The organism is Burkholderia sp. JP2-270 (assembly GCF_003233675.1).
In the GTDB taxonomy this organism is placed as follows: domain Bacteria; phylum Pseudomonadota; class Gammaproteobacteria; order Burkholderiales; family Burkholderiaceae; genus Burkholderia; species Burkholderia pyrrocinia_C.
Genome location: NZ_CP029826.1, coordinates 423,787 through 449,367, shown reverse-complemented (window position 1 = coordinate 449,367; position 25,581 = coordinate 423,787). Strand labels below are relative to the sequence as shown.

26 protein-coding genes and 1 pseudogene are annotated in these 25,581 nt (G+C 62.2%); 14 read left to right on the top strand and 13 right to left on the bottom strand.

Annotated features, from left to right (window positions below):
• Positions 1 to 142 precede the first annotated feature (142 nt).
• A complete protein-coding gene (locus tag DM992_RS34675) occupies positions 143 to 787 on the top strand; it encodes an HD domain-containing protein (RefSeq protein WP_111020787.1) in 645 nt (214 codons plus the stop codon).
• Between the two features lie 90 nt (positions 788 to 877).
• On the opposite strand, the gene DM992_RS34670 is transcribed toward DM992_RS34675, so the two are convergent.
• The gene (locus DM992_RS34670) at positions 878 to 1,111 is read right to left on the bottom strand and encodes a hypothetical protein (RefSeq protein WP_111020786.1); all 234 of its coding nucleotides are present in this window, start codon (positions 1,109 to 1,111) and stop codon (positions 878 to 880) included.
• A 128-nt stretch (positions 1,112 to 1,239) separates the two neighbouring features.
• Here DM992_RS34670 and DM992_RS43110 point away from each other — a divergent pair.
• Both DM992_RS43110 and DM992_RS34660 read left to right on the top strand, forming a co-directional pair.
• Positions 1,240 to 1,583: pseudogene (locus DM992_RS43110) on the top strand (acetoacetate decarboxylase); the annotation flags it as partial.
• Positions 1,584 to 1,626: 43 nt separating this feature from the next.
• The gene (locus DM992_RS34660) at positions 1,627 to 2,871 is read left to right on the top strand and encodes a saccharopine dehydrogenase NADP-binding domain-containing protein (RefSeq protein ID WP_111021599.1); all 1,245 of its coding nucleotides are present in this window, start codon (positions 1,627 to 1,629) and stop codon (positions 2,869 to 2,871) included.
• 252 nt (positions 2,872 to 3,123) lie between these two features.
• Here the strand turns inward: DM992_RS34660 and DM992_RS34655 are convergent, their stop codons facing one another.
• Positions 3,124 to 4,002 (bottom strand): LysR substrate-binding domain-containing protein, encoded by an 879-nt coding sequence (locus DM992_RS34655; protein ID WP_111020784.1) that lies wholly within the window; start codon positions 4,000 to 4,002, stop codon positions 3,124 to 3,126.
• A 132-nt stretch (positions 4,003 to 4,134) separates the two neighbouring features.
• Between DM992_RS34655 and DM992_RS34650 the strand changes: the two genes are divergently transcribed.
• Positions 4,135 to 4,767, top strand: coding sequence for an NAD(P)H-dependent oxidoreductase (locus DM992_RS34650; RefSeq protein WP_111020783.1), 633 nt, complete (start codon positions 4,135 to 4,137; stop codon positions 4,765 to 4,767).
• Between the two features lie 100 nt (positions 4,768 to 4,867).
• Here the strand turns inward: DM992_RS34650 and DM992_RS34645 are convergent, their stop codons facing one another.
• Positions 4,868 to 5,485: a LysE family transporter gene (locus tag DM992_RS34645; RefSeq protein WP_111020782.1), complete on the bottom strand. Its 618-nt coding sequence runs from the start codon at positions 5,483 to 5,485 to the stop codon at positions 4,868 to 4,870.
• A gap of 67 nt (positions 5,486 to 5,552) precedes the next feature.
• On the opposite strand from DM992_RS34645, the gene DM992_RS34640 reads away from it, so the two are divergent.
• The 6 genes from DM992_RS34640 (at position 5,553) to DM992_RS34620 (ending at position 10,646) form a co-directional block, all read left to right on the top strand.
• Positions 5,553 to 6,476, top strand: coding sequence for a LysR family transcriptional regulator (locus tag DM992_RS34640; RefSeq protein WP_111020781.1), 924 nt, complete (start codon positions 5,553 to 5,555; stop codon positions 6,474 to 6,476).
• 382 nt (positions 6,477 to 6,858) lie between these two features.
• Entirely contained in the window at positions 6,859 to 7,881 is a 1,023-nt protein-coding gene (locus tag DM992_RS34635; RefSeq protein WP_111020780.1) for a MerR family transcriptional regulator, read from the top strand.
• A gap of 23 nt (positions 7,882 to 7,904) precedes the next feature.
• Complete coding sequence (locus DM992_RS34630) at positions 7,905 to 8,792, top strand: alpha/beta fold hydrolase (RefSeq protein WP_111020779.1); 888 nt, start codon at positions 7,905 to 7,907, stop codon at positions 8,790 to 8,792.
• 189 nt (positions 8,793 to 8,981) lie between these two features.
• The gene (locus DM992_RS34625; protein WP_111021598.1) at positions 8,982 to 9,728 is read left to right on the top strand and encodes a MipA/OmpV family protein; all 747 of its coding nucleotides are present in this window, start codon (positions 8,982 to 8,984) and stop codon (positions 9,726 to 9,728) included.
• A gap of 154 nt (positions 9,729 to 9,882) precedes the next feature.
• Positions 9,883 to 10,227, top strand: a complete 345-nt coding sequence (locus DM992_RS42010; RefSeq protein WP_162631804.1) for a hypothetical protein — start codon at positions 9,883 to 9,885, stop codon at positions 10,225 to 10,227.
• A gap of 86 nt (positions 10,228 to 10,313) precedes the next feature.
• Entirely contained in the window at positions 10,314 to 10,646 is a 333-nt protein-coding gene (locus DM992_RS34620; RefSeq protein WP_111020778.1) for a cupin domain-containing protein, read from the top strand.
• Positions 10,647 to 10,809: 163 nt separating this feature from the next.
• Here the strand turns inward: DM992_RS34620 and DM992_RS34615 are convergent, their stop codons facing one another.
• Positions 10,810 to 11,109, bottom strand: a complete 300-nt coding sequence (locus DM992_RS34615; RefSeq protein ID WP_111020777.1) for an H-NS histone family protein — start codon at positions 11,107 to 11,109, stop codon at positions 10,810 to 10,812.
• 284 nt (positions 11,110 to 11,393) lie between these two features.
• On the opposite strand from DM992_RS34615, the gene DM992_RS34610 reads away from it, so the two are divergent.
• The gene (locus tag DM992_RS34610; RefSeq protein WP_111020776.1) at positions 11,394 to 11,882 is read left to right on the top strand and encodes a RidA family protein; all 489 of its coding nucleotides are present in this window, start codon (positions 11,394 to 11,396) and stop codon (positions 11,880 to 11,882) included.
• A 44-nt stretch (positions 11,883 to 11,926) separates the two neighbouring features.
• On the opposite strand, the gene DM992_RS34605 is transcribed toward DM992_RS34610, so the two are convergent.
• The 3 genes from DM992_RS34605 to DM992_RS34595 all read right to left on the bottom strand — a co-directional run bounded on the left by DM992_RS34605 (position 11,927) and on the right by DM992_RS34595 (position 13,508).
• On the bottom strand, positions 11,927 to 12,331 hold the full coding sequence (locus DM992_RS34605) for a cupin domain-containing protein (RefSeq protein ID WP_111020775.1): 405 nt from the start codon (positions 12,329 to 12,331) through the stop codon (positions 11,927 to 11,929).
• A 4-nt stretch (positions 12,332 to 12,335) separates the two neighbouring features.
• Positions 12,336 to 12,815 (bottom strand): carboxymuconolactone decarboxylase family protein, encoded by a 480-nt coding sequence (locus DM992_RS34600; protein WP_111020774.1) that lies wholly within the window; start codon positions 12,813 to 12,815, stop codon positions 12,336 to 12,338.
• 192 nt (positions 12,816 to 13,007) lie between these two features.
• Positions 13,008 to 13,508, bottom strand: a complete 501-nt coding sequence (locus tag DM992_RS34595; protein ID WP_111020773.1) for an Ohr family peroxiredoxin — start codon at positions 13,506 to 13,508, stop codon at positions 13,008 to 13,010.
• A 623-nt stretch (positions 13,509 to 14,131) separates the two neighbouring features.
• Here DM992_RS34595 and DM992_RS34590 point away from each other — a divergent pair.
• From DM992_RS34590 to DM992_RS34580, 3 genes are all read left to right on the top strand, one after another.
• Entirely contained in the window at positions 14,132 to 16,240 is a 2,109-nt protein-coding gene (locus DM992_RS34590) for an efflux transporter outer membrane subunit (protein WP_111020772.1), read from the top strand.
• A 34-nt stretch (positions 16,241 to 16,274) separates the two neighbouring features.
• Positions 16,275 to 17,591, top strand: a complete 1,317-nt coding sequence (locus DM992_RS34585; RefSeq protein WP_111020771.1) for an HlyD family efflux transporter periplasmic adaptor subunit — start codon at positions 16,275 to 16,277, stop codon at positions 17,589 to 17,591.
• Positions 17,592 to 17,696: 105 nt separating this feature from the next.
• Positions 17,697 to 19,250, top strand: a complete 1,554-nt coding sequence (locus DM992_RS34580; RefSeq protein WP_111020770.1) for a DHA2 family efflux MFS transporter permease subunit — start codon at positions 17,697 to 17,699, stop codon at positions 19,248 to 19,250.
• Between the two features lie 226 nt (positions 19,251 to 19,476).
• Here the strand turns inward: DM992_RS34580 and DM992_RS42005 are convergent, their stop codons facing one another.
• From DM992_RS42005 to DM992_RS34555, 6 genes are all read right to left on the bottom strand, one after another.
• Positions 19,477 to 19,941 (bottom strand): hypothetical protein, encoded by a 465-nt coding sequence (locus DM992_RS42005; RefSeq protein ID WP_162631803.1) that lies wholly within the window; start codon positions 19,939 to 19,941, stop codon positions 19,477 to 19,479.
• A gap of 111 nt (positions 19,942 to 20,052) precedes the next feature.
• The gene (locus tag DM992_RS34575) at positions 20,053 to 21,057 is read right to left on the bottom strand and encodes a DedA family protein/thiosulfate sulfurtransferase GlpE (RefSeq protein ID WP_111020769.1); all 1,005 of its coding nucleotides are present in this window, start codon (positions 21,055 to 21,057) and stop codon (positions 20,053 to 20,055) included.
• 278 nt (positions 21,058 to 21,335) lie between these two features.
• Entirely contained in the window at positions 21,336 to 22,607 is a 1,272-nt protein-coding gene (locus DM992_RS34570; protein ID WP_111020768.1) for a patatin-like phospholipase family protein, read from the bottom strand.
• 10 nt (positions 22,608 to 22,617) lie between these two features.
• Positions 22,618 to 23,400, bottom strand: a complete 783-nt coding sequence (locus DM992_RS34565) for a 3-hydroxybutyrate dehydrogenase (protein ID WP_111020767.1) — start codon at positions 23,398 to 23,400, stop codon at positions 22,618 to 22,620.
• A gap of 15 nt (positions 23,401 to 23,415) precedes the next feature.
• A complete protein-coding gene (locus DM992_RS34560) occupies positions 23,416 to 24,195 on the bottom strand; it encodes an acetoacetate decarboxylase (RefSeq protein WP_111020766.1) in 780 nt (259 codons plus the stop codon).
• Positions 24,196 to 24,513: 318 nt separating this feature from the next.
• A complete protein-coding gene (locus DM992_RS34555) occupies positions 24,514 to 25,515 on the bottom strand; it encodes a bestrophin family ion channel (RefSeq protein WP_111020765.1) in 1,002 nt (333 codons plus the stop codon).
• Positions 25,516 to 25,581 lie beyond the last annotated feature (66 nt).

The following is a 25,581-nucleotide window of genomic DNA, read 5'->3' as shown; positions in this document are numbered from 1 at the left end:
TCGAATGGGCACCCTGCACTATAAGCCAATCGGGCTCCGCCGGAGGGAACGGTTTGCTTTCTGCACTCGCATGGACCGCGGATCGTGTGCCGCGTCGCGCTTGCGGCGATAATCGGCATTCAGTCTTTCATCATCCGCACCCGTGACGACATCTGCGTTTGCCCCCTTTCAGGATTTGGCCGAGACCCTGCTGACTCACTGGAACGACGCCAACGGCGACGGCTCCCATGACACTTCGCATCTGCAGCGCGTGTGGAAGAACGCGGCGGCGATCCATGCCGAGGAGGGCGGAGACGCCGAAGTGCTGTTTGCGGCAACGCTGCTGCACGATTGCGTCGGGGTAGAGAAAAACGCTCCGCTTCGGCCGCAGGCATCGCGGCTGTCGGCGGCAAAGGCCACGCAGGTGCTGAAATCGCTGGATTGGCCGGACGCGAAGATCGACGCGGTCGCGCATGCGGTCGAAGCGCATAGTTTTTCGGCCGGTGTTGCGCCGTTGACGCTCGAAGCAAAGACGCTGCAGGATGCCGACCGGCTCGATGCGATCGGCATGCTGGGTGTCGCACGTTGTTTCTATGTCGCCGGCCGGATGGGCAGTGCGCTGTATGACCCCGCCGATCCGCACGCATCGGCACGCGAGCTCGACGACACGCGATTCGCGATCGATCACTTTCGCACGAAACTTCTGAAGCTGGCGTCGGGTTTTCAGACTGCGACCGGCGCCCGTTTGGCGAAAATCCGCCACGATCGCTTGCGCCGCTTTCTTGATGAGTTTGCCGACGAGATTTGATTGTGCCGACGGTGGCCTCAGATACCGTTATTGGACGGCGAACACGGTTCGATACGGCATACACGGTGCATCGACGCCAAAGGCGACGCTTCAATCGCCGCCCGATCGATAGAGCGCCTTCAACGTACCGGCTCGTTGCGTCACGCCAGTGCCCGGCCAGATCGAATCGCGCAGGGCGCTCGAAACGGCACCGCCCTTGAGCACCAGGCCGAGCGGTTCGAGTTCGCGACGGGACGCACCTCGCCAGCTTCGATACTTCACTTCGATACGGTACGAACCCCCACACCGCATCGGCGACTTCGCGCAGAAACTCCGGCGTTTCATGCGCCCGGTCCCTGTCGACGGTATCGATGTGCAGCCGGCTGGCGACGCGATCGGCCTGCTCGCGCGAGCCGGGCGGCAGGCTGGCCATTATCTTCAGCCGTGCGGAAATGGCCATGCCGTCGAGGCCCAGTTCTCTCGCCGGCCCGGGAGGCCGGCCGGATCTGAGCCTGAGCGTGCCGCTGCCTGCGCTGACCTACGTCGCATCCCAGTCGCGGATGAGCACGACGACGATGATCAATCGCATCGACGGCGGATGACACCCGACGTCGGTGCAATCCAATACGCTATCGTTCGCCCGGTGCCTGTTGCCGCGCGATGTCGAGCTGGTGCGGCACGGCGGCCGCTGAGCCAGCTGCTCGACGGGCTCGGCGTATCGACCGTCATGCATCTCGATGTGGTAAAAGACGCGCAACTGGTCCTGAACCTGCCGACGCCTTTGAAGGCCTTCGATGAACCCGGAAAGCAACGCTAACGGCACGGATGCTCGCGACACGTCCGCGCCGAAGGAGCCGTCCATGACCCAGCCGACGCACGATCTCGTCGTATTTGGCGCAACCAGTTTCGTCGGGCAGATCCTGACCCGCTACCTGTCCGAATACCTGTCGGGCGCCGGCGAGACGCTGCGCTGGGCCATAGCCGGCCGTTCCGAAACGAAGCTCAGGCAGGTCAGGGATGCGCTCGGCGCGGCGGGGCAGTCCGTGCCGATCATCGTCGCCGACGCGGCCGACGAAGCGCAATTGCGGGCGCTTTGTGCGCAAACACGGGTGGTCGTATCGACCGTCGGGCCCTACGCGCTTTACGGGGAGCCGCTGGTCAGGGTCTGCGCGCAAACCGGCACCGACTACTGCGACCTTACCGGCGAGACGCAGTGGATCAAGCGGATGATCGAAAAATACGAGCCCGCGGCCCGGCAATCGGGCGCGCGCATCGTTCATTGCTGCGGGTTCGATTCGGTTCCGTCGGACATGGGCGTTTTCTTCCTGCAGCAACAGGCACGGAAGCAATGGGGCGTGCCGGCCAGGCAGGTGAAGATGCGCGTCCGAACGCTGAAGGGCGGCGCGTCGGGCGGTACCGTGGCGAGCGTGATCAACGTCGTTCGGGAAGCCGCGGCCGATCCCGCGTTGCGCAGGGAACTGCTCGATCCGTATTCGCTGTGCCCGAAAGGGCATGGCTTCACGGTGCGGCAGCATGCGGTTCGATCGGCCGAATTCGATCGCGACTGCGACGCGTGGATTGCGCCTTTCGTGATGGCGGCGGTCAACGAGCGCGTCGTGCATCGCTCCAATGCGCTTGCGGGCAATGCGTACGGCAGCCGGTTCACCTATGACGAAGCCGTCATGACTGGCACGGGCCTCAAGGGCCGCCTGGCCGCACTGACGATGGTGGCGGGCCTTGGCGCGTTCATGGTGGGCGTCGTCATCAAGCCGGTGCGCAGTCTGATGCAGCGCTTCCTGTTGCCGAAACCCGGTGAGGGTCCGAGCGCCTCGGCACAACTGGCCGGCCGCTACGACTTGCGTTTCTTCGGCCGCGCCGACGACGGGCGAACCTTGCGCGTGAAAGTCACCGGCGATCGCGATCCGGGCTACGGCTCCACAGGCAAGATGCTGGGCCAGGCCGCGATCAGTCTTGCGCTGGATTGCGGCGGGGACGGTGTCAGGACCGGGCGCGGCGGCGGTTTCTGGACGCCCGCGACGATGTTCGACGAGCGCTTCGTCGAGCGTCTGGTTCGCCACGCGGGGTTGCGTTTCGAGGTGATTTGAGCGTGATTCCCGTCGGCTATTCGAAAGGCAAATATAAAAATCGGATTGCGAATCAATGTGCGGAGGCAGCTTGCTGTCACAGCGGGTCAAGGGGGCGGCTGCGGTCCGGCCGGGGAGTCCCGGAATCATGAAGAGCGGGGAACTGGCGGAACGCACCGGCCTGTAGCGCGCCACGCTGTTCCATTTGCCGCTCGCCGTTTAGGGCACCTTGTTCGCGGTGCCGACCTGCGCATCAGGTGCGAAGGATGCTTGCTACGGCCGGTTGCGCTTGCCTGCCCCCATACGAACCGCGGTTTCATCGAAAATCGTCGCGGCGAATTCGACGGCGGCCGGCATCCGGGCGTCATGCATCATCACGAATTCCGTGTCCGGCAGTTCCGGCAAGCCTTCAGGCCCGGCCAGTTCGCGAAGCGTGTCGTCGATCGCACTGCGTGGCACCGGTGCGATCGCGATGCCGGCGCGCGCGAACGTCAGGATACCGGTGACGCTCGGGCTTTCGCATGCGATCCGGTAGCGCATGCCGGCCAGCGCGAGCGCCTTGATGGCGGCGCCTCGGTACGGGCACGGATCGGGAAAGCATGCGAGGGGGACATCGCCTTCCGGAAGCGGCTCGTGGCGCGCAAATGCCCAGATGAGCGGTTCCTGCCACAACGTCGCGCCCTGGCCCGAGTGCGAACATCGGCTGCCGATCACAAGATCGAATTCGCCGCTGGCGTGCCGTCGAAACAAACTGTCGCCGATGTCGACCGTCAGATCGAGCCGCAAGCCGCGTCGCGCGGCGCTGTAGCGGCGCATCGCGTCGGGTAGCCAGCCTCCCGCGAAATCCTCCGATGCGCCGATGCGCAGCTTGATATCGACTGCGTCGCCGGGCCCCAGACTGGACCGGGCTTCCTCGCTCAGATTGAGCATCGCGCGAGCGTATCCGAGCAGCGTCTCGCCGTGCGCGGTGAGCGTGACGCTGCGCGTATTGCGCACGAGCAGCGCACGGCCGACCTGTTCTTCAAGACGAACGACCTGGGCGCTGACCGCGGATTGGCTGAGATTCAGCCTGCGACCGGCACCGGTAAAGCTCCGCAGGTCGGCGACCGCCACAAACGTATGAAGCAGCGCCGTGTCGAGGGGTTGGCTCATTGATCACTGAATCGGGTTAATTTAATCAATTAATAGCGTTTCAAAATTATAGGCCGATTCGATAGCCTGCGAATCGTAGTGGGCGACCGCGCATCCCGCACGTCGCCGTCACTCTTGGCGAGGACAGGCTCCATGACACGCGTGCTCTATATCGAAGGTTCACCCAACAAGGCATATTCGGCGTCCATCGAAGTGTGCAATGCATTTCTCGATGCGTACCGGCACGCACATCCCGATCACGAGATCCGGAAGCTCGACATCTGGGATCTGGCGATGCCTGAGTTCGACGCAGCCGCGCTGGCCGCGAAATATGCAGGATTGAGCGGAACCGCGTTGACGGCGGAACAGGCCGCGGCGTGGCAGCAGATCGAGCAGCTTGCGGCGCCGTTTCACGAAGCGGACAAGTTCCTGTTCGGTGTGCCGCTGTGGAATTTCAGTATCCCGTACAAACTCAAGCACCTGATCGACGCGATCTCGCAGAAGGACGTGCTGTTCACGTTCGACGGTTCGGGTTTTGCCGGCAAGCTGGCCGGCAAAAAGGCGGCGGTCGTCTACGCGCGCGGGCTCAGCTACGAGTCGCCGGGTTCGTTTACGCCGGCCGCCGAGTTCGACCTTCAGCGCCCGTACATGGAAACCTGGCTGAAGTTCGTGGGCGTGAAAGACGTCACCGGCATTGTGGTCGAGCGCACGTTGCTCGGTCCGGACGGAAAGGCCGATCGCAGCCGTGCGATCGACGAAGCCCGTGCGATTGCGCGCGCGTTCTGAGATTGTGCGCGCGTTCTGAATAAGGCAGCCGCGCTTCGCATTCGGCGCGTCGGCGGAACATGCCTGACGGCCGCCTGGAAGCGCGGACCGGACACACGAATCAGCGACCGCCACGCGCGATGGCGAGCGCGACGCCGAAGCCCACGAGCAAGCCTCCGAAGGTGCGGTCGATCCAGTGACGCAGCGACAGCAAGCGGTCGCGGACGGCCGTGGCGGAGAAGCAGACGGCCACCAGGCTAAACCAGCCGGCATGCGCGAGCGCGATGAAGGCGCCGTAACCGATCTGCACGATCGACGGCGTGTCGGGCCGCACTGCCTGCATGAACAGGCTGACGATGAACACCGTGGTTTTAGGATTCAGCACATTGGTCAAGAAACCGGTGCGCAGCGCCGCCGGATCGGACAGCGGCGCCATATTTGCGTGGGGTTGCCCGGTATTGGCCTTCGTCATGAGCATCTTCGCGCCCAGGTAGATCAGGTAGATCGCGCCGACGAGCTTGACGGCATTGAAGAGCCACAGCGATTGGCGGATCAGCAGGCCCACGCCCAGCAGCGTGTAGCTCACGTGGACCGTCACGCCGAGCCCGATGCCCAGCGCAGTGAGCAGGCCCGATCGGCGCGACAGCATCAGGCTGTTGCGCGTGACCATCGCGAAGTCCGGCCCGGGGCTGATGACGGCCAGCAGCGTAATGGTGAATACAACTATCAGTTCCGTCATCGTGTTTCCTTTTCGATTGATGTCGTCATGGCACAATCTTAGGGACCGCATTCCATCGGGAAAAGCGATGATTTCTGACCAGAATGGTGAGATTGACTCACAGCAAGTCCGCGCAAGCCTGCCGTCGCTGATGGCGTTGCGCTGTTTCGAGGCGGCGGCGCGTCACGAGAATTTCAGCCGGGCCGCCGACGAACTGTGCGTGACCCACGGCGCGGTCAGCCGTGCGGTGCGTCTGCTCGAAGATGACCTGGGCGTGGCGCTGTTCCAGCGGCGCAGCCGTCGCGTATTCCTGACCGACGCGGGCCGCAAGCTCGCCCAGGCGGTGCATGACGGCCTGGGCCTGATGCGTCATGCCGCGCACGAATTGCGTACCGAGGCCGCCCGCGCGCGGCGTTGGGTTCTGTCGTGCGAGCCTACGCTGTTGATGCGCTGGCTGATCCCCCGCTGGCCGGACTTCCAGGCCCGATACGCGGGCGTCGATATCCACCTGGCCGCTGCGGGCGGTCCGTTTTCGTTCGACAGCGGCATCGACATGGCCATTCGCCGCAACGACTTTGCGTGGCCAGCGGGTTTTCACGCGGAGCGTCTGTTCACCGAGCGGGTGGGGCCGGTTTGTCGGCCGGACAAAGTCGATGCGTGGTTTTCCAGTGGCCGCGATGGTTGCTTGTTGAAGCCGGATGCGCCGCAATTGCATACGCGGACCAGGCCGGACGCGTGGAAGGAATGGGCGGTGGCCGCGAATCGGCCCGCGGGGAGCGGGCGGCGGCAGATGTTCGACCATTTCTATTTCAGTCTGCAGGCGGCCGTCGCGGGGCTGGGGGTTGCCATCGGCCCCTGGCATCTCGTTCGCGACGATCTGGAAAGCGGTGTGCTGGTCGCGCCGATGGGCTTCGTGGAAGATGGCTCGCACTACTGCTTGTTGACGCCGGAACCTGTGACAGCCGGATGCGCGCAGTCGGATCTGCTTGCGTGGCTGAAGGCAATGGCTTGACGGGGGCGGAAGGATGCTCGGAGATGGCAGGCTGCTTCCGGCCGGAAACAACCGGTCGTGACCTTGGGCACCAGGCCGAAAGGCGAACGTCGCGCTCGCACGTCCTGGCCGCTGGTAAACTCGGGCGGCCAAAACAACTTTTCCCGGTCACATGAGCACTCAACGCACCGACGCACCTGCCAACGTTACTTCAATGATGCGCAGGCCTTTGCGACTCGTGTGACAAGTCTGGAATCAGAAAGCTACGCTGGAACCTACGCCAGCTTTGACAGCCGTTGCTGTTTGTTCAGGAGCAGAAATTCGCCCGGAACGCCCCAGTCACGGATATTGAGCAAATCCTCCTTCCCTATCCGCCAGACTCCATATTGTTGACGGAACTTCTATGCCATTAACGGTTGGCATGCTTGCCCGACGTTGCGGCATTACCGTCCGCGCGTTGCACTACTACGATCAGACAGGCCTACTGAAGCCGATCGGCCGCTCTACGTCAGGCTACCGGTTGTACGACGAAGCCAGTGTGTCGACGATCAGGACGATCCAGGCGCTGCGTGGCCTGGGCCTGACACTGGATGCGATCGCGCAGATGCTGCGCAACCGGCAGCTCGCCCTGGCGGAAGTGATTGCCGAGAGCCGGCGCGCAATCGATGCTGAACTGACAAGGTTGAATACGCTAAGCGAGCGGCTCGGGGTGCTGCAAGCGGCCTCCGATTCGGGCATGACCTGGCGTGATGCGGACTGGCCGGACACGCTCGCGTTGCTCGATCGGTATCGGGAACACTTCAACACGTCAGAAATTGCGACGATCCTTGCGCGTTGGAAGGATATGGAAGCGGCCTTGTCGACATTGTTTGCGGACGTGCGCGACGCAATGGATCGGCATGTCCCGCCTGACTCCCGCGAAGCGCAGAAGCTCGCGTATCGCTGGCTTGCCGCCGCGATGAAATGGATGGACGGCGACATCGGTATCACGCGGCGCTGGCGGCAGTTGCATGTCGGCGCCGCGCCGGCTCCCGACCATGCAGGGCTCGATCACACGCTGATCGCCTATATCGAACAGGCGACCCGTCTGCATCTGGCGGCCTGGCGGCGCCACCTGACGGACGACGAAATCCAGCGCCTCGACAAGACGCTGTCGGCCGAATGGATCGCGCTCGGTGCAGACATCAGACGGGCGATCTCCTGTGGCGCCGACAATGGAGATTCCGCCTCGCTCGCGAGCCGCTGGCACTCGCTGCTCGAACGAACGACGCGCGGCGACGTCGCGCTACGCCGCAAGCTGCAACAGGCGCTGCGTGACGAGCCCATTCTGCAAGCCGGCCATCCGATCGATTCCGACGTACTCGCATGGCTGCAACGTCAGGGAGCCGTCATTGCCGACGACGGCAACGATGAGTCTGGTGCTTGACCCTCACGCGGACGTCAGGGTTCATGCTGGCGCCTTTTCATCGGAGGAAGCGCATGAACTCCATACCGGACGAACTGAACGAGTTCAGGATCGGTGCTCGCCCCGTTCGAGCGAAGCTGCTGGACGGCGGTGTCCTGGCCGCGCAGGTGGGTAACGGACCGCCAGCGGTCGTCGTACTGAATGGCGGACAAGCCTTCGTCTCGAAGGCGACCCCGCGTCGGCTGCGGCGCGACCTGCGCCGCGTTGCCGGCATCCTGCCGCCCGGCACACCGTTCGTACTGCTCGGATATCCCGACAAGCCCGGCGCGCAATACCGGATCAGCGACATCGTCGCGCATATCGCGCGCGGGATCGCCACGCATTGGCAGTGCACGACGCTCATCGGCATCTCGTTCGGAGGCGTCGTCGCGGCGCGCCTCGCGGCCGCCCATCCGGAACTCGTCTCGCGACTCGTGCTGGTCTCGAGTGCGCATCGCCTGGCTCCGGACGGCTGCCGACTGGTCGAGCAGCAAATCATTCACGCGACCCGCTCCGAGTTCGTACGCCTGCTCGATACGATGTCCGGATGCTTCCGCGCAGGCTGGCGCAACATGCTCCTGCGCGCAGCGTTGCTTGGTCGACGCCGCAGCGTCGCGTCGTCGGTCAACGCAAGACACGCCATAGTCCGCACCCTGCGCGCGTTGCGTGACGACGCACACGACGGTTCGCCGTGGCCCCGCCAGATCCGCGCAGATACGTTGATCGTCGGTGGCACCGCCGACCCGATCTTTGCCGACGCGGCGCGCGAAACGTCCGCGTGGGTGCCGTCGGTCACCCATCATGCGCTGCCGGGCGAAGGGCATATGGTGATGATCGAGCGCCGGAGGCAGGTTGCCCGGCTCGTCCGGGACTGGCTCGATCCGCGATCCTGATCTTCGCGTTCACGGTACACGTCTGAGTTCAATTGTCTCGGTGATATCCACGAGGCCAGGCCACTGTCGTGGGGATTCGTGCGTCCCCGGATTGCCGCCGTCCCCTCATGGGATTTCTGAAATGGCTTTATAGACCATCTATTTCGTCAAAGAATCAAAATAATGTCCCAAATTTTCAGCCGCTATTGCATTCCGCTCGCCACCCTGACTTTTGCTGTCACCGCACATGCCGAAAACGAATATACGCTTTCGCTTGGCGGTGGCGTCGCGCCGCGCTATCAAGGCAGCAATCAGTATCGAGGCGTCATCGGGCCGTCGTTTTCCGCCGCATTTTCCAATGGCTTTTTCATCAGTTCCACAGGCGGGGCAGGCTACCGCTATACATCGCCGCGCGGCATGTTCGTATCCGCATCGATCGGCTACGCGGGCGGGCGCAAGGATTCGAACAGTTTTAGCGGGGATGGTTCGGATTACCTGAAGGGCATGGGCAACGTGCCCGGTTCGGTGATCGCGCAGTGGCGGGCAGGCGTGCGCGGCAAAGAGGGCGTTGAACTGTCGGTGACGGTCGATGCGCCGATCACGCACACATCGCGCGGGTTCGCCGGACACGTCGATCTGGCGGTGCCGCTGCTGCGTGCGGGCAAGAATCAAATCGTCTTGACGGGAACCGCACACGCAGCGACAGGCCGTTATATGCAGACATTTTATGGCGTGACGGATGTGCAGGCGGCGTCAAGCGGATTCCGGCCGTATTCATTGACCGGCGGATTTCATAGCGCGTCGATGTCGTTCACGTGGACGCACGCAGTGTCGCAACATTGGTCCGTTGTTGCAACGGCCGGGATATCGCGAATCCTTGGCCGCTACGGCGACAGTCCCATCGTGCAGACGCGGAGCAATTACTACGGGGGCGCAGGCATCAATTTCCGATTCTGAAAGAGGCCAGGAAATTTCCCGGCTTTTACACTGCTGTCGAATGTCTCAAAGTGGCGGCGTTCATCTGAAGTGTTTCAGAACGGGACTTCAGCTTTGTGATCCCGAATGGGTACCGTGAACTTTCGCGTCTGCACTTGATGTTGCGGATTCGATCGTGCAGTTGAATGTCGGCGGGTCGAAGATGATCGAACCTGGAACGCGCGAATGGCGGGCCTGCAAGCGGGATTCGTCGATCAAGCGATCGCGTGCCGAAATGGTGATGCCAACTGCCGATGATATCCCGCGTCTGAATCCGTTCGTGGTGCTGCTGTTCAAGGCCAGGGACAGGTACCCAGAAGACCAACAGGATTTCGACCGGGCATTACCGAAACTGCCGGTTGGCGAACGCGTCTGGCTAAAAAGGCTGTCTCGACACTCTCCCCCCCTGGCAACGAATGGCCGCGGGTGTTTTAACGGTCATTCATCATCTTTTTGCGTGCATTCATCGACGCGTTTGTAAACAATGCGACCGTTCGGCTACAGTGAACATTTCCGGCATCCTTGAACCTGCTCTCTTCAAACGAAGGTCAACGACGAGGTCAAACCATGCAACTTCAAACCGGCAACCTGTTCAGTGTCGAAGGGCAGCGCGGCGGCGACGAGCGGATCGACATCCTCGTCACGGGGCAGCGCCTGGATGTCGAGCGGATCGTGTCGATGGGGCACGCGAGTCCCGACGGGTTCTGGTATGACGACTCGCGCGCCGAATGGGTCGTGCTGCTGTCGGGGGCGGCCGTGCTCGAGTTCGAAGAGGGTTCGACGCGGCACGACATGCGCCCTGGCGATTACGTGCTGATCGAGCCGCATTGCCGCCATCGCGTCGTGTGGACGCATGAAGACGAGCAATCCGTCTGGCTTGCGATCTATTACGAACGCTGAGGAAAGTCTTGGCGCGCGAAGCGATCCGACGATTAGCCGGCGCGCCACGCGCTGAATGAGACAAATCGGCATCAACCCGGAGCGGTCTTTGAATACCGCCGGTATCGATGCCCAATATCGCCGGACAGCGCGCTGAACCGCGCGCCGGTGCGCGTCGAGAACCTTATTCCTGGATCAGGAATCGATTGCGATTCTTCGCATCCTTGATCCATGCGGGCGCACGGCCGCGGCCGGACCAGGTTGCCCCGGTCTTCGGGTCGCGATACTTTGCCTGCACGGGGGCGGCCGCTTGCTTGGCCGACCGGCCTCGACGTACGCCGAAAATGTCCCTCTCGGTAATGCCGAATTCCGCGACCTTGGCGCGGATGTCGTCGACGATCGACTGGAATTCCGCGGCGCGCGCTGCTTCGGCTTTCTCGGCCAAAGCTTCCATTTGGGCTTTCAGTTCCTTGTAAGTTGCCATATATCGCTCTTGGGGTTGTGTGTTCACACATGATAGCGGTTTCAATCGGAAATGATGAGGAAATTCTCTCCGACTACGAATTTCACCGGCGATATGGCGTGCAAGACTGCTTCGAACACCTGAGAAGTGCGTCGCATTTGGCGAACGCGTACATGATTGCAGAGAAGCATAAAGCGGCCTGGCCACGTCTCTTTGGTCGTTCGAGGCGGAGCCTATCCTTCGGGACACGCCCCGGAGACTCGATTATTCTTTATCTTTTTTCGGAAGAATCGGGGAATTCACTGATGAACAGAGACGACAAGCTGCGGCAGGTGGCGGCCGAATTTGGATTCGATCCGGACGAGGAGATCAGGATCGGCGGAAAGTACACGCCCGTTCTGGTCGACGGGAGCATGGCCTATATTGCCGGCCAGATTCCCCGGGTGGGAGAAGTGGTGCACTTCGTCGGCGTGGTGGGTGAAACCGTTTCGCTGGACGACGGTCGCCGCGCGGCCGGAATATCGGCGCTGCGAGCGCTGTCGCTGGTCGGAAAGTATTGCGGCACGCTCGATGCGATATCGGCTGTTCCGCGCATGACCGTGTACGTGCGAAGCGCGCCCGGCTTCGCGATGCAAAGCGAGGTGGCCGACGGCGCGTCCGACGTTTTGTACGCGGTGCTCGGCGACGCGGGAGTCCATACGCGCTCGTCCGTCGGCGTGCTGCAATTGCCCAAGGGCGCGTCGGTGGAAGCGGATTTCATTTTCGCGCTGCAGCGTAGCAATACAGGAAACTGATATATCCATGGCCCGGCATGGCCGGGCCATGGCGAGCGACTGCTCTACTGCACGGGCGTAAGGACCGGTGCACCCTTGTTCTTGATCAGGAACACGACGAACCTTGCCGGCTTTGTGTTGCTGGCATTTCGTCCGACCGTGTGCACGTCTTCCGGGCCTTCGTGGAACGTGTCGCCAGCGCGGAGCGTGACCTCCTTGCCGCCGTTCAGGCCCATCACGATACTGCCGTCGAGCACGTAGACAAAAGCGTGCGCATCGTGACGATGAACGGGATCGACGCTGCCGGGCGGATAATCCACGACGATCATCTGGACTTCCTTGCCCGGATACTCGGGCAACGACTGTGTGGTCAGCGGCGTGACCTTCGCTTGCGGCGCGGCGGCGACCGGCTGAACGACCGTCAACAGCGACGATACCAGCGGCGCAAGAACAAGCATGATGCGTTTCATGTCGTCACTCCAGGTCGGCCTTGTCGAGCCCGAACATCTTGTCGAACGAGCCGGGCACGATGCGGAACGCGACATTCAGCCGGTTCCAGTTGTTGATTGCGCCCACGAGGAAAGTGAGATCCGACAACTCCTTCTCGGAATAGTGCGCACGGACACGCTCGTAAAGGTCGTCCGGAACGCCATGCGCGGGGAGGTGGGTCAGTACGTCGGTCCATTCCAGCGCGGCACGCTCGCGCGGCGAAAACAGCGTCGACTCGCGCCAGATCGCGACGTGATGCAGACGCAATTCGCGCTCGCCGTGGATTTTTGCCATCTTGATGTGCATGTCGACGCAGAATGCGCAGCCATTGAGCTGCGATGCACGAATCTCGACGAGCTCGCGGACCGGCGCCTCGATCGTCGTTTTTTGAAACAATCCGTCCAGCTCGACGAGCTTCTTGGTCAGTTCCGGCGATTGCTGAAAGTAGTTGATACGTTGCGTCATGATCTGTTCTCCTGATCTGTGGAAGTACTACTGCCGAACCTGCATTTGGCGATTGACCGCAGGACCTGCCTGGCAACCATCGTAGTCGCGTGCCTCTGGGGGCAGTAGTGCCGGGAACGTGTGCACTATGTTGTCGCTTCGGCACCAATGGTTCGTCGGGGTAGCTGTCGACTGCACATCGTTGGCGTGCAGTCACGCCGACACCGTGATGACACTGCAGATTCCCTGTCGTGTCATCTTCGTATAGGGGCACAGGCGTTCCGTATCTCGGACAAGACCTTCCGCGACATGCTGGCCGACACCCGGCATGCGGATGGTGACGTTGGCAATCAGCGCATATCCGCCATCTACCGGATCACGACCAAACGATACTTCGACACCCACGGTCGATTCCCGGATGTCGATTTGCGCGCGTTGGGCCAGCAGGCTCAGTGCGCCGTGAAAGCATGCGGCGTAGCCGGCGGCAAAAAGCTGTTCGGGATTGGTGCCGCCGCCGGGGCCGCCGAGTTCGACGGGCAAGCGCAGATCGAGGACGAGACAACCGTCGTCGGATTTCGCGACGCCCGATGCACGGCCATGCCCGGATTCGCCTCCGGAGACCGTAACTTTCGTCGTGTAGAGCGGGGCGAATTCCCGCCCCCGATATTTGTCGAGCAGTGTCAGCGGCGGAGGTTGCAACCTCTCGTTCTCCATATGCCTCCCGGTTGCTTGTATGGCCAACGCGAGCGGCTCTCGAACCTAGCGTGTCGAGGCGGTGCGTTGTTTTTCGAAGCGAATCAGCGCAATGGCGCAGGTCTTGCCTGCGAGTCGATCCCCATGACCGGTATCCGAAAGACGGACCAAGCGCACCTGCATGCTAGGCAAAGAAGAGTCGTCGTACCAGATCGACTAGGGATGCATGGTGTTGCCCGCTCTGCACCAATCGGGTGAGGACGCGGAGCAGTCGGTTGCATCGATCTCTCGCCGAATGCAGAGACAGGGCGGATTGGTGTCAATGAGGAACGGGACAGTGTTCCGGTACGGGTCTACCTGCGCATGGGTTCGGCTCCTAGTATTACGGCACGGCAATGCGGCCGATCAGGAGCGCCGACGAGCCATGGATTTCGATAGCGCCCGACGCACGCGTTCTTGATCGTGATTTGCCGTCGCCAATGGAGTGGCACGAATGCAACGGCGGTTGTTCCCGAAACACGTATTTCGGGCGGGAGCGGTTTTGTCTTCGATCGGGAAGGCCGTGCCCCACTCTTCGAATTGCGCGTGCGAGCGGCCCATCGGCGACGCGACATGCGATGCGCATAAGGAATCGGAGGCTTGCGATGGAAACGTTGAATATCGATTGGCTGGCGACTTCGCTGGCGCCGATTCGAACGGAATCCGGTGTCGAAGCAGGGGCTCATCTCGTCAGTGAGCGCGAAGGGTATGCACACCACGGAATCTACGCGGGAAACGGACTGGTTATTCACTATGGCGGGTTTCATCACTCCACCAGACGGTGTCCGGTGGAATGCATCTCGTTGCGTCGCTTCGCGGCGAACAAAGGTGTCCGTGTTCAACCGGAACCGGATGCCGTTTATACCGGGATGACCGTTGTCGAGCGGGCCAGGTCGCGCCTTGGCGAAGACCGATACAAGCTTCTGACGAACAACTGCGAACACTTCTGTACCTGGTGCGTACGGGGTGTCGGGCGCAGTGAGCAGGTACGTCGTGGCTTGAGGTATCCGTGGATGGGCATCAGAACATTGTTCGCGCTTGCGAACGAGATGCTTGCTTCGCGCTCACGCATGACGTCGTGCTGTCCTGATGAAGTGCGCTCGAATCACGCTGCGTTTCCGCCGATACCGGAACGACCCTGCAAGGCGGTATTTCTGCAAACGGTCTTCCTTGCCTACTACGTGACGAGACGGCCAATGAACATTCTTTCAATCGCCGGACGACACATGTCACGCGTGTTCAGGGCGGGTGTGCCGGTGATCGTGGCCACCGGGTTGTCGGCGTGCGTGAATTACGCAGGCATTCATGGCAATGCAGCGGTGACTGATCCGCAGCAGTACGCGACGCAGCAGAGCCTTCCGTTCGAGCGAGGCCATTGGCCCGCGGCAGATTGGGCCGATCAGTTCGGCGACGGCCAACTGAAAGCACTGATCGACGAGGCACTGAGAAGCAGCCCGACGCTCGACCAGGCGCGTGCGCGCGTGGCGGCTGCGCAGGCCTATAGCGAATCCGCGCATGCGGGAACGATGCCGCGCGTCGACGCCAGCTACGCGCTCACACGCCAGCAATTTTCAGGAACGGCGCTCGTTCCGCCGCCGTATGGCGGGTCATGGCAGACGGAGAACCGGGGCATCCTCAGCGCTTCGTATGAGCTCGATCTCTGGGGCAAGAAGCGCGAGGCGCTGAAGGCGTCGGTGTCCCGGCTTCAGGCGAGTCGTGCCGACGAGGAAACGGTCAGGCTGACGCTCACGACGTCGATCGCGCGCACCTATAACGAGCTCGCGCGCCTGTACGTATTGCATGACATCGCGGAACAGGAAATAGCTCGGCGCGAGCAAATCGATCGCATCACCGCAAGCCGTATCGCGACAGGGCTCGACACGCAGGTCGAGCGCGAGACCGCACGTGCGAATCTCGCGACGAGCCGCGCCTCGATGAAATCGCTCGACGGTCGGATTCTGGCGACGCGCTATAAGATCGCCGCGCTGCTTGGCGCCGGCCCCGATCGGGGTTTGCAGATCGCGCGCCCGGCGCTCGGCATGGGCGACGACGTTCGCCTGCCCGACAACTTGCCCGCGGATCTCGTAAGCAGGCGACCCGACATCGTGGCGGCCCGGTGGAACGTCGATGCGATCGCGCACGACGTGAAGGAAGCGAAGGCCGAGTTCTATCCCGACATCAACCTGAGCGCCGCGATCGGACTCGACGCGTTCGGCTTCGGCCGCTTCCTGACGGCGGCGAGCCGTACGGCGTCGGTCGGCCCGGCAATCCACCTGCCAATCTTCGACGCGGGTGAACTCCGCGCGCAACTGAAGGGACGCTATGCCGACTTCGATCACGCCGTCGCGACCTATAACGCTGCGCTCGTGACCGCGTTGAGCGAAGTCGCCACGCAAATTGCCGACGTGCGTTCGACGGACGCGCAGCTTGTCGATGCGCAGACTGCGCAGCAAGCCGCGCTGAAGGCCGCCGAACTGGCGCTCGCGCAGTACAAGGCCGGTCTCGCGAATCAACTGACCGTGTTGAACGCCGACGTCAATGCGCTTTCCGCCGATCAAAGCGTCGCGAATCTGCGCATGAACCGCCGCGATCGGCAGATTGCGCTGGCCTCTGCACTGGGCGGCGGTTTCGTCGACACGTCGTTCGCGGACTCGGGGGCCACGGCGCGCACCGACGTGTCCGCATCCGACACGTCTGCCGTCGCCGCGCGCTGAGCGTCTATCCATCGAATCTGCCTGGAGAATTGAAATGAGCGAAATCAACCCGCCGGTGCGCAAGCCGGTCGATGCCGCCCGCGTGAATCATGAGCTGTCGCCGTCGGGAGGCGACGATGTCGGAAGCGAACCCGCGCCGCGGCGGCGCGGGATGCTGTTGGCGCTGCTCGGCGCGGCGGTCGTCGCATCGTCGGTCGCGTATGGCGTGTACTACCTGACGGTTGCGCGCTACCACGAATCCACCGACGACGCGTACGTCAGCGGCAATCTCGTGCAGTTGACGCCACAGGTGGCGGGTACCGTCGTCGCCGTGAATGCCGACGATACGCAGATCGTGAAGGCGGGCGATCCGGTCGTGAAGCTCGACAATGCCGATGCGAAAGTCGCGCTCGGCAACGCCGAAGCCATGCTGGGCCAGATCGTGCGGCAGGTGAGCAGTCTTTACGTGAACAACGATCTCTATGCCGCGAACGTCGCGCAGAAGCAGTCCGATCTGGCCCGCGCCCAGGACGATCTGCGCCGCCGTCAGGCCGTTGCCGGCATGGGCGCCGTGTCGACGGAAGACATCGCGCATGCGCGCGACACCGTGACGGCCGCGCGTGCCGCGCTCGACGCCGCGCGTCGACAGGCGGAGGCCAACCGTGCGTTGACCGATCGCACGACGATCAGCCAGCACCCGAACGTGCAGGCCGCCGCGTCGAAAGTGCGCGACGCGTATCTCGCGTACGCGCGCAATGTATTGCCCGCGCCAGTCACGGGCTATGTGGCGAAGCGTTCGGTTCAGGTCGGCCAGCGTGTGTCGCCCGGGACGCCGTTGATGGCGATCGTGCCGCTCGACGGCGTGTGGATCGATGCGAACTACAAGGAAAGCCAGCTGCGCAACATGCGCATCGGGCAACCCGTCACGCTGACGGCCGATGTGTATGGCGGCAAGGTCAAGTACCACGGCCGCGTCGTCGGCTTCTCGGCGGGCACGGGTAGCGCATTCGCGAGCTTGCCGGCGCAGAACGCGACGGGCAACTGGATCAAGATCGTCCAGCGTTTGCCCGCCCGCATCCAGCTCGATCAGAAGGAACTCGAAGCGCATCCGCTGCGCATCGGCCTGTCGATGGACGTCGATGTGGATACGCGCGACAACACTGGCCCACAGCTCGGCGCGGCGATGAATACGTCGTATCGAACCGATGTGTTTGCCGGATACGGCGCGCAGGCAGATGCCGAGATCGAGAAGATCATCGCGCAAAACATCGTGACAGGTCGTGCAGCGCCGACGGAGCCCGTCGTCTCTTCCACGCGTTCTGCAAAGCGCTACGCCAGGGACACGAGCGGCGCCGAACAGCGCGCAGGCTGAGTCGCCTCCCGGAGCGCGTGTCGCAGTCGCGCTCCGGGTCATTCAATCGTCTGACGGGCCGGATCGATGCGCCGGGCCTGTCGAATACTTCAGACCGGAAGCGAGATGAATTCCTCGATGCAACTTGCACCAGCACCGCTGACCGGCGGAAAGCTGGTTCTTGCGACACTCGCCGTCGCGCTCGCGACGTTCATGAACGTGCTGGATTCGTCCATTGCCAATGTAGCGATTCCGACCATCTCGGGAAACCTCGGTGTATCCGTCGACGAAGGCACGTGGGTGATCACGCTGTTCTCGGCGGCCAATGCCGTCGCGATTCCGTTGACGGGCTGGCTCACGCAGCGCGTCGGGCAGATCAGGCTGTTCGTGGCCGCCATCGTGCTTTTCGTGTTTTCGTCGTGGCTGTGCGGCGTCGCGCCGAACCTGCTCGTGCTGCTCGCGGCGCGCGTCTTGCAGGGAGTCGTCGCAGGCCCGCTGATTCCGCTTTCGCAAGCGATTCTGCTGGGTTCGTATTCGAAAGAGAAAAGCTCGACCGCGTTGGCGCTATGGTCGATGACCGCGACGGTCGGCCCGATAGCCGGCCCCGCGCTGGGCGGCTGGATCACCGACAGCTACAGCTGGTCGTGGATCTTCTACATCAACATTCCCGTCGGCCTGTTCGCGGCCGGCGTGACGTGGATGATCTATCGCGACCGCGAGACGCCGGTGCGCAAGCTCCCGATCGACAGAGTCGGCCTGATGTCGCTCGTCGTGTGGGTCGCGTCGCTGCAGATCATGCTCGACAAGGGCAAGGATCTCGATTGGTTCAACTCGCCCGTGATCTGCGCGCTTGCCGTCATCGCCGCCATCAGCTTCCTGTTCTTCCTGATCTGGGAATTCACGGAGAAGAACCCGATCGTCGATATTCGCCTCTTCGCGGTGCGCAATTTCCGTGGCGGCACGATTGCGATCTCGGTTGCGTATGCGGTGTTCTTCTCGAATCTCGTGATCCTTCCGCAATGGATTCAAGGCTATCTGGGCTATCGTTCGGTGGATGCCGGGCTCGTGACGGCGCCGCTCGGGATCTTCGCCGTGCTGCTCGCGCCCGTGATGGCGAAAATCATGCCGAAGTCCGATGCGCGGGTGCTCGCGACGCTGGCCTTCCTGGGTTTTTCAGGCGTATTCTTCATGCGCTCGCATTACACGACGAACGTCGACCCCTATACGCTGGTGCTGCCGACGCTGTTGCAAGGCATTCCGATGGCACTCTTCTTTACGCCGCTGACCGCGATCATCCTGTCGGGATTGTCGCCGGACAGGATTCCGGCGGCCGCGGGCTTGTCCAATTTCGTGCGCGTGTTCGCCGGCGGCGTCGGCACGTCGTTGATTGCGACGGGCTGGAACAACCGAACGATTCTGCACCATGCGCAGCTCGTCGAGCAGTCGAGCGTGAACAACCCCGACTATACGAGCGCCATCGCGAACCTTCACGCGACGCTCGGCGGCGGCGTGGATCAGGCCACCACGTTCTTCGAACACGCGTTGAATGCACAGGCCGCGATGCTCGGATTGAACGATATCTTCTGGCTGTCGTCGATCATCTTCGTCGTGATCATCCCGCTGGTCTGGCTCACGAAGCCCGGCAAGGGCGGTGGTGGAGCAGCGGCGGGCGCGCACTGAGTGCGGTCGTTTCCGGCGGCGCCTCTCGACGCACGGTGACGGTCGATCGGCAGCCGCCGAGACCGATGGTTCAAGACCTGCGGTCGGTTCCGGTTCTGTTCAGGTGCCCCTCGGGCCGCAGACGTGACGCGTTCCGACTCTTTCGACATCGCCCGGCGGCAGAAGGGCGACTACGTTTCCCATTCAGCGCAGTGCCATCCTGGTGCAAGCGCCGATTCGCTCGGTGTCACGTACCGGTTCCGCGGCGACGTAACCCTTCACCGGGAAAATGGACGTGGATGCGCGGCTCGGCATCGAAGTACCGGGCCTTTGCTTCTTCGACGGCCCTGTGCGGATTGGCTTTTCCAAGCCGTCCTGCCGCGGAAACAACTGCTGCGTGCAAGGCAGTCGGTGCCGGCCATGGATAACGCGATTCGTCGGCGCCGAAGCCCGGCGAGTTTGCGGGATCGATGACGACCTTCGTTCCCGCCAGAACATTCTTCAGCCTGTCGTTCGGTATCGTGTGCGCAGGCCGGTCCTTTGCCGGACCGGCCGCTATCTGCGCGCTGTTTGCTCGGTGTCGTCCCAGGAGCCGCCACTCGACTTCCGACAGAGTTGTCGTCGCCGTCGTGTAATCGATGGCCACACGGAGCCGGTCAGGAAGATGCTTGAAACCGGAAAGGCACGGATGATGGCCGCCGTCTACGAACACGTGCTGCTCGAGGCGGTGGAAGCGCTGTCCGCTGCGTGGCGGCGCGCCAACCAGAAGGGCCGGAATGGCGCCGTACCCGGATACTCGTGCACGTTGTGGACGCGACTGCGATCAATGCGTGAAAAGCTTTCGCTCTGCTCCGCCGATTGCCGCCTCATTTATCGCCATGATCGGTTCGACGTCGAAACCTTCGACACGCCATGCATCGATCCCGCCAGTGAGCGGCAATGCAAGCTTGACGCCGGACAGCCGCAACTGCCTGGCCACCGACGCCGCAGACACTTCGTGCGGGCACGCACAATAGATGATGAGCGTCCGGTTCGCCCCATAGCGTTCCATGATCTGCGCGGGCTTCCGTTCATCGGCAATAACTGCGCCTGGAATAACGAACGGATCGCGCATTCGTCGTTCGGTGGAGCGGACATCGATCACGACCGGCCGCGGGTTGTTCGCGAGCAACGCATGCAACTCACCCGCGCTGATCCGCGCGTTCCCGAGCGCATTTGCCAGCGTAAATCGCCGGCAGTAGCGATACGCGACATACAGCAGCGGTGCAATGCCGGCGACGATAAGCGCATGCCAGCCGAGACGGGCGACAAGGGAAAAGATCACGTCGACCTGCGAAGCGAATATGGCGCCGATGGCCAGGCCGACCGATGCCCAAAGCGCAACGCCGGCGCAATCGTGCAGGACGAAGGAGCGCAACCTGACGGCCATCGCGCCGCACAGGGGAACGGCAACGAGCGACAGGCCAGGTACGAACCGCGCAACGACCAGCACGCGGACGCCCCAGCGTCCAAAAAAGCGCTCCGTCGTCCGCACGCATGTTTCACGCGATTGCGACAATTTGCAAACGGTATGAAGCGTGCGCTTGCCGTACCGCTTGCCGCCCTGGAACCAGGCCAGGTCGCCGAGCACGCCGCCAATCACGGCGGCGACCAGTATCGCCGCGAAATGCAGTAACGTTGCCGACGCAACGTGCGTGACGAGCGCAATGCCCGCTCCCACCGTGATCAATGTCGGTATGGCCGGCAAGGGCAGGCCCAGCGAAGATCCGAGCACGTTAAGGAATACGACCAACGTGCCATACCGTGCGATCAGTTCATGCGAAATCATGATGCTCTCCTTGTGGCTTGCACGTATCGGTGTCGAAGGTCGTTCATTGCGCTGCCATGAACTGCGGTGTCCGACGCCGGTTCCGGACTTGCCGTCATCGAAACGGTCCGACACATCTGATCGGCAACGGAAACAGCCGGGCCGTACATCGGAAGACGTCCGGCCCGGGAAAGCACCGTTCGCTCGCACGGTGGAAAACACGGCGGCGCGGCGCTGTGCTCCGAGGTTCTCCGCCTTCGAGCCCGTAAGGAATGACCGGGGGAAGAAGCCGATACGCGCTACCTCGCGGCGGACGCCTCTTTTTCCGGCTCGTGTCTTGCTGGCGAAAGCGTGTCCTTGCCGGGCCCGGCAGTTTCATTGGCATCCTGTCGATAGCGGTGCACGTCGCGCGTGACGAAGCCGATCTCGCGGCTCGGAATCTCGAACCATTCGGGGTATCCGAACGAACGGCGAATATCCTCGAGACCGCTCGCCCAATGCTCTCGCATCGTCTCCTTGCTGAATTCGTAGTCCTTGTAGTGCCCCTCGAACGACTTGTTCTTGTAGATCAGGTGCACGACATTCACCGTGCTGCCGTCCGCCGTTTTCTGCGCCTCCTGCAACAGAGGGTGCGCAAGCCGCACGTCTTCTGGTATGTGTTCGAGCAGCGCCTTGATCATCTGCGCATGCTTTTGGTTCTGCGACATGAACGCGGTGATGGCTCGCGTGCGGCTCGAATATTGAATGTCCTTGGCGCGCTCGCTGACATCGAGGAAATCGCCCGGCAGCTTGCCTCGCGAGCTCCACAGGTCGATCTGGAAAACGAGCGTGTCCCTGTGCTGGCTTTCCCGGATGATCTCGGTGAGCGGCGTGTTGGAAACCAGCCCGCCGTCCCAGTAGAACTCGCCATCGATCTCGACTGCCGGAAAACCCGGCGGCAGCGCACCGGAGGCGATGAAATGCTCCGGTGCCAGACGCATTTTCGAATTGTCGAAATAGACGAGATTGCCCGTTCGTATGTTGACAGCGCCAACGGATACGCGAATGTTCCCGTCGTTGATGCGATCGAAGTTTGCGTACCGCAAAAGCGTTTCACGCAACGCCGACGTGTCGTAGTGGCTGACCTGGTCGGGGCGCTTCCGGCCGATCCCGGCGAAAGGCACATGCATGCGCGGGGAGAAGAACCCGCTCTGACCTTCCATCAGCGTGCGCGTTGCGGCCCATGCGCTCGACCACTTGCGACCGATGTCTTCGAGTCCGGGCCACGCCGGCATGAACGCTCCAATGTGCGAGAGCGCATCGGCCGGCTGACTGATGGTGTTCCAGAAGCCGCGTAACGCTTCCGCTCGATCCGCGGGCGCATTGCCGGCGATGATCGCCGTATTCAGCGCACCGATCGATACCCCGGATATTCTCGTCGGCTCCACGCCGACTTCGGCCATGCCTTCGTATACGCCGGCCTGGTATGAGCCAAGTGCGCCGCCGCCCTGCAGCACGAGCCCGATTTCGTCGTATGCCGGGAGATCGATGCGATGGGGTTGCTTCAGCTTGTTACGCTGGCTCGAATACATGGTTTTCTCCTTACTGCATGAACCAGCCGTGGCTGACGACGATCGACTGTCCGGTGAGCGCGTTCGATTCGACGCCGGCGAGGAACGCGACGGTGTTCGCGACATCGGCCAGCGACGTGAATTCGCCGTCGACCGTCTCTTTCAGCATCACGTCTTTCACGACCTGCTGTTCGGAAATTCCCAGCGCCTTCGCCTGTTCGGGGATCTGCTTGTCGACCAGCGGGGTTCGGACGAAGCCCGGGCACACGACATTGGCGCGCACGTTACGCGGCCCGCCTTCTTTCGCGACAACCCGCGCGAGACCGAGCAACCCGTGTTTCGCGGTCACGTAAGCCGACTTGAGCTGCGAGGCCTCGTGCGAATGCACCGAGCCCATGTAGATCACCGAGCCGCCCTTGTGCGACGCGTACATGTGCCGGATCGCGGCCCTGGTCGTCAGGAACGCACCGTCGAGGTGAATGGCGAGCATCTTCTTCCAGTCGGAAAATGCGTAGTCCTCGATCCGGTTGACGATCTGGATGCCGGCATTCGACACGAGCACATCGATGCCGCCCAGCCGGTTCACCGTTTCGGCCACACCCGCATCGACCGCTTCCTCGCTGGTTACGTCCATCTCGACCGCAAGCGCTTTCCCGCCGTCGGCAACGATATCGTCGGCGACTTTTTTGGCATTCGAGAGATTCAGATCCGCAATTGCCACCGTTGCGCCGTCTTTCGCGAGCTTGCGCGCGCACACTTCGCCGATACCGCTTGCCGCACCTGTCACGAGTGCAACCTTGTCGTTCATTGGCATACGTCCTCCGGGAGGTTACTGGTTGACCGCGAGTTTCAACGACTCGGCAGGGGCGAGATAGTCATAAGCCACCTCGCCGATATCGAGCGTGAGATTCGCAATGACGTGACGTGCGCCGATCACCTTTCGAACCGGCAGATCGGCGACCGATGCGAGTGCGTGGGGATGCAGTTCGAGCGCTGCAGGCCCCTCCCAGGCGCCGATCACGTCGACATCGCGCAGGAAGAAGCGCACGAGTTCGCAGATGCGAGCCGAGCCATCGACGTGCGGAACGACCTTGAGCAGATAGTTGGGTGTATTGGCGAGTTTGCGGCGTTCGGCCGCCGTGTCGAGGGCGCGATACTTGTAACCCATCGTTCCGGTGGCGATGCGCTGCGTGCCATAGTCGAGCGTGCCGAGCAGGGTGTCCTTGCCGTCGATGCAGAGCTTCGGCGAAGCCAGCTTCTTGGGAAAACCCCAGATTTCGCGTCCGGCTGCGATCGGGCCTTCGTCGTCCAGATACATCGCGTGAGTGAAGTTGGCGCGATTGCCGTCCTCGTCGAGCACGGAGATCACCTGGCCGCTTTCCGTGTAGTCGCCGAACCCGGACGAATCGGGCATGCGGATGAACTCGTAATGGACGACTGCGTTGTCGACCGTCAGGGGTGCCGGGACGACGGCCCGAAGCGCGTCCACATCCGTCTCGTACGAGATGATGAAGTACTCGCGGTTGATGAAACGGAAGGGCGGACGCGGATACGCCGGGTTGTGCACGGGCATCGCAAAGGCGTTGCTGCGGATATCTTCTTCTGTCACGGATCGTTCCTCGCTTGGTGAGGTGCTGCGTAACACTCGTCGCCGCGGCTTTTGCCGCCGCGGCGAATGACGAGCGATCGCGCAAGGCAATGAGGACTTGCCGCGCGCGTTCGCACATTTCTCTCTTACGGTGTCGCGTCGTTTCCCGGATCGCATCGGGAAACGTGAGCGGCTACCGTCAGGACCAAGCGTAGGCGATGTCGTCTTGCGGCAGTAGCCCTGAAAAGGACCTCACCGTGTTGTCTCGGCGACAACAATCAACGACAGGATGGCAGATGCGCAACGATGAAACATGCCGGCCTGAATACACCGGATTCCCTATAATGCGATGACCGTCCGGTTCGACGGATCGCCGCCATGTTCTCCGAGAATATGCTTCAGATCGCGCTCGATCGAGCTGCACATCGTCGAGATGGGAACGTCGTTTGCGCCGCCCTCGAACGGATTTTCCGTGCTTTCCCCAACCTGTTCGAGCGATGTGTACATCCACGATACCGCGACGCTGCATGGCACGACCAGCCACACCATGTTCCCATGCATGAAGCCGCTCACGCCGTCGTTCAGTCTGTCGAATTCGCGAAGCAGTCCGAATGGGAAGGAGAAGCAGAAGAACCTCACGAACAGCGAGCTGACCGTCGCATACTGGCGTGGATAGGGAAAGTTCTTGAACCGTTCCGATTTCGACTGAAGATCGATGAAATCGCCGACAAGCTTTTGAAGCTCCATATAGAAGCTTGAATTCAGGTGTCCCGCCCGGTGAAGCGTCCTGAGCGAGTTCCCTTGCAGGTTCAGCACGCATGTCGGGATCGAGGCGGAAGCAAGCGCTTGCGATGTTTCTGACGGAGACAGATATTCCGGCAATAACTTGCCGAGATCCTTTTCCCACTCCGGAACACGATAGAACCGGCGATATTCGGCGTTGTAGCGTTTGCTCGTGCTTTCCCAGACAAGCGGTCGACGCAGGTCGTATCGCAGCGCTGTCAGCCAGGCCAGGTGCCGGTACACCAGTTTCCGGGCAACCGCTTCATCTTCGACCAGATCCCGCGTGAGCTGGCCCCAGCGGCGGCTTTTGCTCAGTATGTCGGTCCAGATGTCCAGGGCGTCCATTGCCCTGTTGTACGTTTGAACGTTCTTGAAGCCGACGATGAACGACGTTGCCGTTCCAAGCAGCACCACGATCGTAAGTGGTACAGATAACCAGGTGAATGAGAAGCACTTGTACAGCACAACCGGTACGGAGCCGCAAATGAGAAGTTCGTAAATTTTTCGGCGAGTCCAGATCAGGAACTCGGAGAATTTATACGATTTTCCAAGATGCATTTTTTGTGCCTCGGGATATTGAAGGTGACGATGAAAGCGGTTTGCCGACAACGTGCGCGGCCGCGC